11 protein-coding genes are annotated in these 12,032 nt (G+C 45.8%); 4 read left to right on the top strand and 7 right to left on the bottom strand.

The window, feature by feature from the left end; translation table 11 throughout:
- From HMPREF9370_RS01485 to HMPREF9370_RS01455, 7 genes are all read right to left on the bottom strand, one after another.
- Positions 1 to 852: ParB/RepB/Spo0J family partition protein (locus tag HMPREF9370_RS01485; protein WP_040667317.1), on the bottom strand; the 852-nt coding region annotated here is incomplete at its 3' end.
- A 38-nt stretch (positions 853 to 890) separates the two neighbouring features.
- Positions 891 to 1,895, bottom strand: coding sequence for a serine hydrolase domain-containing protein (locus tag HMPREF9370_RS01480; RefSeq protein ID WP_009115487.1), 1,005 nt, complete (start codon positions 1,893 to 1,895; stop codon positions 891 to 893).
- A gap of 271 nt (positions 1,896 to 2,166) precedes the next feature.
- The gene (gene aroG / locus HMPREF9370_RS01475; protein WP_009115486.1) at positions 2,167 to 3,210 is read right to left on the bottom strand and encodes a 3-deoxy-7-phosphoheptulonate synthase AroG; all 1,044 of its coding nucleotides are present in this window, start codon (positions 3,208 to 3,210) and stop codon (positions 2,167 to 2,169) included.
- 198 nt (positions 3,211 to 3,408) lie between these two features.
- The gene (locus HMPREF9370_RS01470) at positions 3,409 to 3,897 is read right to left on the bottom strand and encodes a peroxiredoxin family protein (protein WP_009115485.1); all 489 of its coding nucleotides are present in this window, start codon (positions 3,895 to 3,897) and stop codon (positions 3,409 to 3,411) included.
- Positions 3,894 to 4,283 carry an acyl-CoA thioesterase gene (locus HMPREF9370_RS01465; RefSeq protein WP_009115484.1) on the bottom strand — a complete coding sequence of 130 codons (390 nt, stop codon included), beginning with the start codon at positions 4,281 to 4,283 and terminating at the stop codon, positions 3,894 to 3,896. Before HMPREF9370_RS01465 ends, HMPREF9370_RS01470 begins: the two co-directional genes overlap by 4 nt.
- 1 nt (position 4,284) lies before the next feature.
- Complete coding sequence (locus HMPREF9370_RS01460; RefSeq protein WP_009115483.1) at positions 4,285 to 4,644, bottom strand: hypothetical protein; 360 nt, start codon at positions 4,642 to 4,644, stop codon at positions 4,285 to 4,287.
- A 1,157-nt stretch (positions 4,645 to 5,801) separates the two neighbouring features.
- Complete coding sequence (locus HMPREF9370_RS01455; protein WP_370992367.1) at positions 5,802 to 7,037, bottom strand: LysM peptidoglycan-binding domain-containing M23 family metallopeptidase; 1,236 nt, start codon at positions 7,035 to 7,037, stop codon at positions 5,802 to 5,804.
- 403 nt (positions 7,038 to 7,440) lie between these two features.
- On the opposite strand from HMPREF9370_RS01455, the gene HMPREF9370_RS01450 reads away from it, so the two are divergent.
- The 4 genes from HMPREF9370_RS01450 to rpmE all read left to right on the top strand — a co-directional run bounded on the left by HMPREF9370_RS01450 (position 7,441) and on the right by rpmE (position 11,893).
- Complete coding sequence (locus HMPREF9370_RS01450; RefSeq protein WP_244963462.1) at positions 7,441 to 8,379, top strand: hypothetical protein; 939 nt, start codon at positions 7,441 to 7,443, stop codon at positions 8,377 to 8,379.
- Positions 8,380 to 8,547: 168 nt separating this feature from the next.
- Positions 8,548 to 9,684 carry a GTPase ObgE gene (gene obgE / locus HMPREF9370_RS01445; protein WP_009115477.1) on the top strand — a complete coding sequence of 379 codons (1,137 nt, stop codon included), beginning with the start codon at positions 8,548 to 8,550 and terminating at the stop codon, positions 9,682 to 9,684.
- A 388-nt stretch (positions 9,685 to 10,072) separates the two neighbouring features.
- Positions 10,073 to 11,482 carry a cysteine--tRNA ligase gene (gene cysS / locus HMPREF9370_RS01440; RefSeq protein ID WP_009115476.1) on the top strand — a complete coding sequence of 470 codons (1,410 nt, stop codon included), beginning with the start codon at positions 10,073 to 10,075 and terminating at the stop codon, positions 11,480 to 11,482.
- A gap of 195 nt (positions 11,483 to 11,677) precedes the next feature.
- On the top strand, positions 11,678 to 11,893 hold the full coding sequence (gene rpmE, locus HMPREF9370_RS01435; RefSeq protein ID WP_040666761.1) for a 50S ribosomal protein L31: 216 nt from the start codon (positions 11,678 to 11,680) through the stop codon (positions 11,891 to 11,893).
- The last annotated feature ends 139 nt before the right edge of the window (positions 11,894 to 12,032 follow it).

The raw sequence follows: 12,032 nt of genomic DNA, 5'->3' as shown, positions 1-12,032 counted from the left end.
TTGAATACCCAATTTTTGCAACAAAGCATCCAATGTTTCCGGACTATCAAAGTGCAAAACAATTTTGCCTTTTTTATTATTTGTGCTACGTATCTCTGCATTTACGCCAAGCGCTTCCGTCAGTAAATCATTAATACGCTGAATGTCCGGATCATTCTTTTTTAATGATTCTGTTTTCTTGCCGTGTTGCGATAATTGGCTTCTGCGCTCCACTTCCCGCACCGACCAACCATATTTCACAGCTTTTTGCGCAAGCTCAAGCTGTTCTACAACCGGCAAGGTCAATAATGCTCTAGCATGCCCCATTTCCAATCGGCGCTGATACAACATATCTTGCACCGGCACAGGCAAACCAAGCAAACGCAAGCTATTAGAAATGGCGCTGCGGCTTTTTCCAACTGCTTTGGCAATGGTTTCATGCGTAAGGCTGAATTCATCTGCAAGACGTTTCAAACCGCGAGCTTCTTCAATAGGATTGAGATTTTCCCGCTGCAGGTTTTCAATCAAACCCATTGCCAGCGCAGTTTCATCGCTAATACTTTTAATTACAACCGGAATTTCGGTTAATCCCGCCAATTGGCTGGCCCGCCATCTGCGCTCTCCTGCGATCAACTCATATTGTGAGAGCCCATGCTCACGTACGATAACTGGCTGAATTACGCCTTGTGCTTTAATGGATTCAGCCAATTCCTGCAGAGCTTCATCATCCATTTGTACACGCGGCTGGTAACGACCGGGCTTAATGTCGCCGATGGGAACGGTAGTTAGTTTGTCGCCGCTACTATCTTCTATATTGCCGGCCAATAATGAATCTAAGCCTTTACCGCCAAGACCGCCTTTTGGTTTTGCCATAATGATGTTTCCTGTAATTGTTGCGGCTATTTTAGGCATTAGTTTTCATCGTTTGACTTCCGATTTTTATCACACGCCGCGATTGATCGAAATATTGTTGCGTACGGTTTGTATTTGAGCTGATTGACTGTACCAGTAACAAACACATCTTTCTGTGAACAATAAAATGCAAAGCTACCAGTGATGCCGCTATGGCCGCGAATCTCGCGAACACCACCTAAGAAATATGCTACCAACGATGCAACTGTTAGTTGCATCATGCCGCTGCCGTACTTGATGGGACGGAACTGGATGGTGCGGAATATTGGGTGGGCAATATGCGAGGGGCTGAAAAGCTTACCACCAAAAAATGCACGCGTAAAGCGCATTAGCTCACTGTTAGTTGCAATGATGCCGCCTTGATAGACTTGGCTTGAGAGGTACTCTTGGCAGACGACAATGTGCACGCCATTATATATTGGCACTATTTTTTCTCTGCCATCCGCCCAATGCGTCCGCACAAGGCCAAGTGGCCGACAAATATGATCAGCCAATAATTGCTTGGCAGATTTGCTGGTAACTACTTCAGCAATTTTCCCTAACAGCATAGCATTGATATCAGCGTAGTATGCCTTTTGTCCGCCCAGCTTTGATTTTGGCGCCAACCGGGAAACAATCTCAAGCACCTCCTCAAACTCTACCCGCCGATCATGTTGAAAAATCTCATTCATCAACACTTTACCATTTGGCTGGCGATCCATTTCATAATTAGGGAAACCAGTATTCTGGTCAACAAGATGGCGGATCGTTACATCCTCAACCTGCGGCAAACGTTCGGTAAGGTCGCGTGACAAAACATCAGTCAGTTTTGTTCCATAACTCAATGCGCCAACATCAATTAGCTGAAAGATCAGTGCATGCGTATACAGCTTTGAAATACTGGCGACAGCAAACAGCGAGTCACTAGTCATATTACCTTTAGACTCGTCAATACACTTGACACCACCGCGGTATGCCAACAGCGTAGCATCGTAAATAGCTTTATTTTTTAGAAAATTTGTCATTGCTTCATTCTTTTCTACTCCCCTTTCGTTTTACCATCCCTATTCAAAAACCAGAAACTGCTCTCACAGGCAGTTTTCCCGCTCACAGGAGAAAAGCATCTATTTCATCTTTACTTTCCTCCCTCAATGAGCAACATCGTTATATTTTCTATAATCCCTCTTTTAATTTAGACAATATTATAGTGAATCAACTAGCCCTACTCTGAAATAAAACATGCCTGTCTGAAAATATTTTCAGACAGGCATATGGAAACATCTACTACACTCTGCGTTACACACGGCTTCGGTTTGCTTCAGCCAGCAGCTCAAGCAACGCTTCAGTTTCCCCCCAGCCGATACAGGCATCCGTAATACTTTGGCCATAAGTTTCAGGTTTATCTTGACGGCCTTCTACCAGATGGCTTTCGACCATAACGCCCATAATGTTGTTTTCGCCGTTGCGAAGCTGCTGTGCAACATCTTGCGCCACCTCCATTTGACGTTTGTAATCTTTACGGCTATTAGCATGGCTGAAATCAACCATCAATTTTGGGGTTGCACCCGCTTTAACCAACTCTTCTGCCGCCGCTTTCACATGCGTACTGTCATAATTCGGTTCTTTGCCGCCGCGCAAGATAACGTGGCAATCTTTATTACCGGCAGTATGTACGATGGCGCTGTGGCCTGTTTTGGTAACTGAAAGGAAATGGTGCGTATGGGAAGCTGCGCCGATTGCGTCGATGGCGATCTTCAAATTGCCGTCTGTTCCGTTTTTAAATCCGACAGGGCAAGACAAGCCGGACGCAAGCTCACGGTGGACTTGGCTTTCGGTTGTCCTCGCACCGATAGCGCCCCACGAAATCAGGTCGGCATAATATTGCGGCGTGATCATGTCTAGAAATTCTGTGGACGCCGGCATACCTAAAGTGTTTAAATCTAATAATAATTTACGCGCTTGGCGCAGGCCGAAGTTGATGTCGAATGTACCGTCGATGTGTGGATCGTTAATCAAACCTTTCCAGCCTACGGTGGTACGCGGCTTTTCAAAATAAACGCGCATCACAATCAGCAATTCTTTTTCATATTTTTTCCGCAGTGGTAGTAAGCGTTGCGCATATTCGATTGCGGCTTTCGGATCATGGATGGAACACGGGCCAATGATAACCAACAAGCGGTTGTCTTTTCCATGTACCAAATCAGCAATTTCCTGGCGGGTTTTCACAACCAAATCAACAATTTGATCGGTAACCGGCAGCTCGTATAAATGGGCAATCGGCGGCAATAATTCGTCAATAGCATTGATGCGTACATCATCTGTTTTTTGTAAGCGGTTCATATTATTCTCAATTTATTTTTGGTAAATAATGCTACTTAGGTTAGCGTTTTTATCAGATTTTGACAAGCCATTTTCAGATTAAATTGTTATTTAATTGCGTAAATTTCTTATATTGGATTAATTATAAAATTTAATTTGTATAATTATCATATACAAAGCATAAAATGCCTTATTAAAATTCAGACAGGCATACTTAAACTACCGAGTCAATTCCACATCAATCTGCTGATACAAAGCTGAAAAATCCGGTTCTCCCACGAAAGTCTTTAACACTTCACCATTTTTATTAATCAATACAGAAGTCGGGTATACCATCGTATTAAACGCTTTTCCTACTTTACCGTCTGCATCGTACATAACAGGAAAAGGCAGCGCCCGGGTCTGCGCGTAGTTTTCCACACTTTCCAGCGGATCTATCGGCTGGGCGATTCCATATACCTGGAAGTTTTTACCTTGATAATCCTGCGCCATTTTGATAACTTTCGGCATCTCGCTCACGCAACCGGGGCATGTGGGAAACCAAAAATTAATGAAAGTCACATTACCTTTCAGACTGGCATTGTTATATGTTTTACCGTCTAAACCCTTTAATGAAAAATCAGGCGCAGGATCTGCCTTGGGCATTAAAACATAGACAATTAGGCCGCCAATCAGCACCAACACGGCCAATATCAAAATTTTTTTCACACATTCCCCTCAAACAAATAACCCAACTTTTCTCTCAAAGGCGCAGGCAAGCTAACAGCTTTTCCATTTTGCGTACTCATCAAAGTTACTTCAGCTTCTACCGCCGCTTTTCCCCCTTGAACAAAAAAGATGGCCTGTTTAAATTTAATCTGGCGCGGCAGAATTTCAGTCAAGCGGGTATCCGTTTCCAAAACATCACCTTCAGTAGCACTGCGTCGGTAGCGGATATCAATGCGCGACACCACCATCTGTATGCCTTGCAAAAGATCAGACAACCCTTTTTGCTCAAAAAAAGCCCAACGGGCTTCTTCGAGAAACTCAAGATAGCGCGCATTGTTTACATGGCCATAACCATCAAGATGATAGCTGCGTACAGAAATAGCCATATCAACTTATCGCAATCGGCTGAAAAGATTCACGCGCCAACGGCTCGGCAGACAAATCGGTAACGATAGTGGAAAGCTGGATATCAAACCATTCTTGAAAAATATCAGGGTGTAAGTCCGGCCACAGGCTTTCATCTTCACACCAGTCAGCCAACTCGGCAGCAAATATCTCTTCAAAACGTGATTTAATTTCTTCCCACACCTGCTCAACATCATCACAAGGGCTGATCAGATAGGAATTCGCATCAGCTTGCAAATCTTCTAAAGTAAAGTCTTCTGCATCCACACCAATATCCTGTAACCAGTTCCAGAAAGGATCCAGCGGAATCAGCAAAAATACACTTCGGTTTACTTCATACATAGTCTTTTCCTTTAAATCACAACCGGCTTGGTTGGTTAATGATAATGCTAAACGGCCTGCACGTCATTATTTGCAGCTAAATTAGAGGTCTGGCATTCAACTATTGAAATAGTCTTAAGCAAAAAGTTGGAATATATAGTGAAATTCCCGACAAAGCGACACAACGTTATGCCTGTCTGAAAACTTTCTTTTCAGACAGGCATTCTCATCATTCATAATACTTGCCGGCATATTCAAACTTGCCCCGAGTATTCTTTATAGCTATGAAATAAAAAAGCAAAAAAAGAGCTTCTTTAATAAGACTATTAAAGAAGCTTTAAGTTAGAAATACAGCTTAAATTATCAAAGCAAACACCCCCTGTCTGCCCGATAATGGATTGCAGGCACAAATCCATGCAAAAATATTTATGCCTGCCAGCCGGATTACAGATTTTCCCCCGATCATACTGCTCAACCGACTGAATCCTTTAACTGCGGATCTTAAACCAACAGATTACGGTGATTCCGATAACCCGCTGCGCCCGCATTAGATAGTGCATTGACTGCTTAATGTGTTTGGCCTGTGTTCTTTTTGCGCTTTTTACTGCTGACGCTATCCCTTTAATGTATTTGGCCTGTTGTTTCCCTTGAATTAATTTTTTTGAGTAATCAGACGTTTCCCTAATAATGTATTTGCTTAACGCTTCCCCTTTCCTGCTTGATTGTGTGATGTGTTTGGGTATTTTTCTTTCTTTAAGTTTTTTTGCGTTTGAGACGCTTACCGTAATGTGTTTGGCTTTAATTAAATTAATTTCCCTTAATTGTGTCTGCGCTGCTTTGCAGACATAAAATACTCAGCATTTATCATGCCAATTTATAAATTAAATTGGAAATATATTATATATTATTGTTTTTAATATAAATTAAAACAAAAATAAACAAACTTTCCAACTGATTGGCAAATTATCTCCTATCATGATACGTATATTTTTTGCCATTTTTTGTCATAACGAACATTTACTGCCAAATTGCCGATGACATTTTTTGTCATATTTCTTTCACATAACGATAAAACCTGGTCTTTCATAGAAATAATCTTTCATAGAAATATAGAAAATGCCTGTCTGAAAGTATTTTTCAGACAGGCATTTTCTATATGGCAATACACAAAGTCAGAATTAATCCACCTGCGCCACCGTTACCGGAAGATTACGGATCGCCGAAAGCATAGTGTCTGATTTCTCGCGTTGCTGATTGAAACGCGCCATATTAACCTGTTCCATTTTTGGCGTCGGCAAGGCAACCGTTGTGGGGTTCACATGCTGGCCGTTAATACGCGCTTCGTAATGAAGGTGCGGGCCGGTGGAGCGGCCTGTGCTGCCCACATAACCGATTACGTCGCCTGCTTTCACAGCAGAACCTATCGGTGCATAAGCACTCATATGTCCATACAAGGTTTCCACACCATTCGCATGCATCAGCATAACGGTATGGCCGTAGCCGCCTTTCCAGCCTTTCCATGTTACCGCACCATCGGCAGGTGCACGAATCGGTGTACCTTCAGGCGCGGCATAATCGATACCGGTATGCATTTTTACCGTATGAAGCACCGGGTGCATACGCACACCATAAGGCGACGAAATTCGAGTATATTCAACCGGCTTCACATTAAATGCACTGGTATGCTTTAATGATTTGCCGCGCTCATCATAATAGCTGCCGCCCTCATCGCCTTTATCATAATAATAGGCTTTGTAGGTTTTGTTGCCTTTAATCACTTCAGCTGCCAAAATGTCGCCTGCTGCCATCTCCTGACCACGGAAATACATACTGTTATACAACAGCCGGATTTGGTCGCCCGGGCGCAGCTCGTCAACATTCACTTTGTCGCTGAAAATATCGCGCAAAGATTCGCGCAACTCAATGCCGACACCCGCCTGTGCCAACGCACCTTGCGCAGATGTACGCACAACAATGGAGCGCAAAGACGGCATGGTCTTCATGGTAATTTCAGATGTAGAAGCCTGCCATTGGCCGTTGACTTTCTGAATGGCTACCAAGTTGCTTTCACCATTATCGTCATTGGAGAAAAACTGAATATCGGTGGCATCGCCTGTTGAATCCAAACGGATACTCACCGTTTGCCCCGGATTTAGTTTTTTCAGGTTGTTATCGATTTTACTTTGCTGTAAAGCTTTCTTAATGCTGCCTTCCGAAATACCCGCACGCGCCAGCACATCGCTCAGGCTGTCACCCACCTGAACGGTTTCGGCAGCCCAATAACTGCTTTGTACTTCATTGCTTTTTACAAACACAGCCGGCAGCTCTTGCGAGACACGCTCAGCTTTATAAAGCCCTTTGGGTAACGGCTCGGTTACAGCATAAGTGGTCATCACGGCGGACACGGGCAGCATAATGCCCAATAAAGTCCAGCGGATCGGTTTTTTAACTGTTGTTGCTATTGGTTTCTTTTCTGTTGTCACGGTTCTGTCCTGAATGTTTCGTGGTGCGGATTGCACACCGTTTACGCCTTCAAGATGACGTTTCACAATTTTTTAATTAATGTCAGATAAATAAATTTTTCGTCAGTATTATCAGGGCTATCTGTCGAATTGACATTATGGTTTTCTCTTTTTTACCCAATTTATCTCTATAAATATTTTAACATAAAACTGTCTCCCGCTCCGAACGCAAATATGCCAAACTACGGCAAGCGCTTAAAAAATAACGTAGAATGCGGTTTTTATATTTTTCGTTGTATCCAGCATGGAGCTAACCATCGCCCTTCCGGCACTGAATCAAAACAATCCGGCCCAGATGCCGTCCTTGCACACACCTGTTTTAAACGAGCTGTTGCGTTTCGGCACGCTTACCCACCGCCCTACCGTTGCTTCTTCATTTTTTGCATCTTTTCTATGGCAAGGCAGCTTGATTACACATGCCAAACAGGCACTTGGCATCGCACCGCAGCAAAACGCCGTATTTGCCAGCCCGGTATGGCAACAGATGGGTATGCACAACGCCAGTATGCTGGGCGGTGCGGGCTTAGGTATTTCAGCACAGCAAGCCGAAGACTTTTGCCGAGGGTTAAATCATTTCTATGCAGACTCAGATTGGCATTTCCACGTTTACCGACCGGACTTATGGCTGGTAGAAACACCCGATCAGCCCGACTGGCAGGTTCCCTGCATACTTGATGTTTTGGGCTCACTAGACGGCGCAACGCGCGCGGAAGGAGCCGACTCAATACAATGGATGCGATATGAAACCGAAATCCAGATGTGGTTGCACTCATGCAGCATCAACACTGAACGCACCGCCCAAGGCCAGCCTTCGGTTAACGGCATCTGGTTATGGTCCGACCTGATTGGCACACAAACCTTTGCTGCGCCGCTTGCCACCGACAACGAATGGGCTCAAGCCCACACCGGCCCGAAATTCGATGCTCCTTACGACTACGCCGCCTGGCAAAATTTGGCGGCAGAAGCGCCCGTTTCAGACAGGCATCTTATCTTTCTGGACGACTTGGCCGACACTGCCCACACCGGTGATGTGTGGACATACAAACATACCTTGGAAGCTTGGGACGAACGCTTTTTCGCCCCGGCCTGGCAGGCGCTGAAACAAGGCCGATTAAAGCAGCTTACACTGGCGACCGACGGCCCTGCCGGCGGCACATTAAACATCAAAGCCAAAGCCGGGCGCGCTTTCTGGAAACGCAAACGCAACTTCCAAGGCAACTGGAATCAAGCTTAAATTTTATCAATGCCTGTCTGAAAACCATATTTCAGACAGGCATGCAAATATCCCAAACGTGCATTATTATTCTTTATAATATAGCCGTACATTATTAAATACCGAATATTTTTCAGACAGGCATTCAATGCCTGTCTGAAAACATCTTACCTATAAAGAAATACAGTTATGAAATTTATAGACGAAGCAAAAATCGAAGTTGCAGCAGGCCGTGGCGGCAATGGCGCAGTCAGCTTCCGCCGTGAAAAATTCGTACCGCGCGGCGGCCCCGACGGCGGCGACGGCGGACGCGGCGGCAGCGTGTATGCAGTGGCCGACGAAAACATCAATACTCTGGTCGAATACCGTTTCGTCAAACGCTACCAAGCCAAAAACGGCGAGAAAGGCCACGGTTCCGACCGCTACGGCGCAGGTGCCGACGATATCGAACTGCGCATGCCGGTAGGCACCCTTATCCGCGACGCGGACACCGATGAAATCGTGGCCGACCTGACCCGCCACGGCCAAAAAGTCTGCTTAGCCAAAGGCGGCAAAGGCGGTTTGGGCAACATCCATTTCAAATCTTCGGTTAACCGCGCACCCAAGCAAGCCACGCCGGGCGAAGAAGGCGAAGCACGCAGCCTGATTTTAGAGCTGAAAGTGTTGGCCGACGTTGGTTTGCTGGGTATGCCCAATGCCGGCAAATCCACCCTTATCCGCGCCGTTTCCGCCGCCCGCCCTAAAGTGGCAGATTACCCGTTTACCACATTACACCCCAACCTCGGCGTGGTGCGGATTGATGAAAATAACAGCTTCGTCATGGCCGACATTCCCGGCCTGATTGAAGGCGCCGCAGAAGGCGCAGGTCTCGGCCACCGTTTTTTGAAACACCTCTCCCGCACCGGTCTCTTGCTGCACGTTGTGGACTTAGCCCCATTTGACGAAAGCGTCGTTCCGGCTGAAGAAGCCTTGGCCATCATCAACGAATTGCGCAAATACGACGAAGAGCTTTACGATAAACCACGCTGGCTGGTGTTAAACAAGCTCGACATGCTCACACCCGAAGAAGCAGAAACCCGTGCAGCCGAGTTCTTAAACGCCATCGGCTGGGATTACCCCGAGCCGGACGACCGATTCGGCTTCGACATGACCACCCCTCGCCTCTTCAAAATCAGCGCCCTAACCCACGAAGGCACACAAGATTTAATACATCAAATCAGCCTGTATCTTTCAGAGAAAAAACGGTTGGCAGCAGAAACAGCCGAAGCGGGCGATTCGGAAATCCCTGCTGCACAAACTGATACTTTGATATTCAAAGCAGAATAATGCCTGTCTGAAAATCATTTCAAACAGGCACCGCAAGCAGCATGGTTTTGTATCACCAAAAACTGACATATCCAGTATAAGTCGAACCAACACCGTGAAAGATTTCAAGATTTTCTTTATAGTTAAATATGGTTAAAATAATTTAAACACTTACATTAAGACAGATTAATTAAGACAGAATGGTAAAGTATTAAATGTCAAAGCAATTTGATAATACCGCCCGTATAGCGGCAAAACCTACCATTTATAAACCTACTCACACGCAGATACCATCGGGCAGGATAATACGAAACGGCAGTTATATATTCCAATTAATATAATAAGCCGCATCATTTTCCAAACAAATTCCCGAAACACTTACCCAACTTCCAACACAGAGTCAAACTGTATGCTTACTGTTTACAACACCCTAACCCGTCAAAAAGAACAGTTCGTTCCACTCAATCCCCAAAACGTGCGCATGTATGTATGCGGCATGACCGTTTATGACTATTGCCATTTAGGGCACGCCCGCGTCATGGTCGTGTTCGACATAATTGCCCGCTGGTTGCGCCAATGCGGCTATCCGCTCACTTATGTACGCAACATCACTGATATCGACGACAAAATCATCGCCCGCGCCGCAGAAAACGGTGAAACCATCGGCGAACTAACCGCGCGCTTCATACAAGCCATGAACGAAGATGCCGCTGCATTGGGCGTTATCCGCCCCGATGTCGAACCCAAAGCCACCGAACATGTGCGGCAGATGCTGGCCATGATTCAACGCCTGATTGACAACGGAAAAGCCTATCCCGCCGAAAACGGCGACGTTTATTACGCCGTGCGCGAATTCTCCGCCTACGGTCAGCTTTCCGGCAAATCTCTGGACGACCTGCGTGCCGGCGAGCGTGTCGAAGTGGACGGATTCAAACGCGATCCTCTGGATTTCGTGTTATGGAAAGCCGCCAAGCCTAGCGAACCGGCCTGGGAAAGCCCATGGGGGCAAGGCCGTCCCGGTTGGCACATTGAATGTTCAGCCATGAGTGAAGAATTATTCGGCGATACTTTCGATATTCACGGCGGCGGTGCAGATTTACAGTTCCCCCACCATGAAAACGAAATTGCCCAAAGCTGCGGTGCTCATGGCGGCAGCTGCGGCCACAACCACGGCGGGAAAACCATTGAAAGCCACGTTAAATACTGGCTTCACAATGGTTTTATCCGTGTGGATGGCGAAAAAATGTCGAAATCATTGGGCAACTTTTTCACTATACGCGATGTGCTGAAAGCATATGATGCCGAAGTGGTGCGTTTCTTCATTTTGCGCGCACACTACCGCAGCCCGCTGAACTATTCCGATGCCCATCTGGACGATGCCAAAGGCGCGCTTACCCGCCTCTATACCGCGTTGAAAAACACACCCCCCGCGGAATGTGCAGTAAGCGAAAACACCAATGACTACACCCGCCGCTTCTTCGCCGCCATGAACGATGATTTCGGCACCGTAGAAGCCGTGGTCGTATTGTTTGAGCTGGCCAACGAAGTCAATAAAACCAACAACGCAGAGCTTGCCGGATGCTTGAAAGCATTGAGCAGTATCATCGGTTTGTTGGAGCGAGATCCGCTCGAATTCTTACAGGGCTGTGCTGCTTCAGGTTCACTTTCCAATGAAGAAATCGAAAACCTGATTGCCCAACGTAAACAGGCACGCGCCGAGAAAAATTGGGCCGAGTCCGACCGCATCCGCGATTTGCTCACAGCTGAAAACATTATTCTCGAAGACGGTGCCAACGGTACAACTTGGCGAAGAGCATAAGTTTCAATATGCCTGTCTGAAAATAACCGCTATGCCTGCAACGAAATAAGCCCGGACATAGCGGTTATTTTCAGACAGGCATTCCCATCAAAATGAAAAACTTGCCAAAACACCAATAAGTTGCGATAATTCCGCTCTTATCTCATCTGAAGCATAGGCACAACCCCTATGCCCGCTAACCAAAAGGAAATGAAAATGAAACAAGGTGTTCATCCCGATTACCATGATGTAAACGTAACCTGCTCTTGCGGTAACAAATTCGTAACCAAATCTGCAATGGAAAAAGAAAACTTCACCATTGAGGTTTGCTCACAATGCCATCCTTTCTACACCGGCCAACAAAAAATCGTTGATACCACCGGCCGAGTGGACAAGTTCAAACAAAAATACGGCAATATGTTCAAACGTTAATCTTTGGATAAATTGCAAAAGGCTGCTTCGGCAGCCTTTTTTAACCGCCGGCGAAACAGCCGGAAAATACAGAAACCATTGCACTTTAAAGTAATTTCACAATAATCCTGCTAAACTCTTTCCATCGAGCAACACGTCT

It is taken from the genome of Neisseria wadsworthii 9715 (assembly GCF_000227765.1).
GTDB lineage: Bacteria > Pseudomonadota > Gammaproteobacteria > Burkholderiales > Neisseriaceae > Neisseria > Neisseria wadsworthii.
This window is presented reverse-complemented; position numbering and strand designations above follow the sequence as displayed.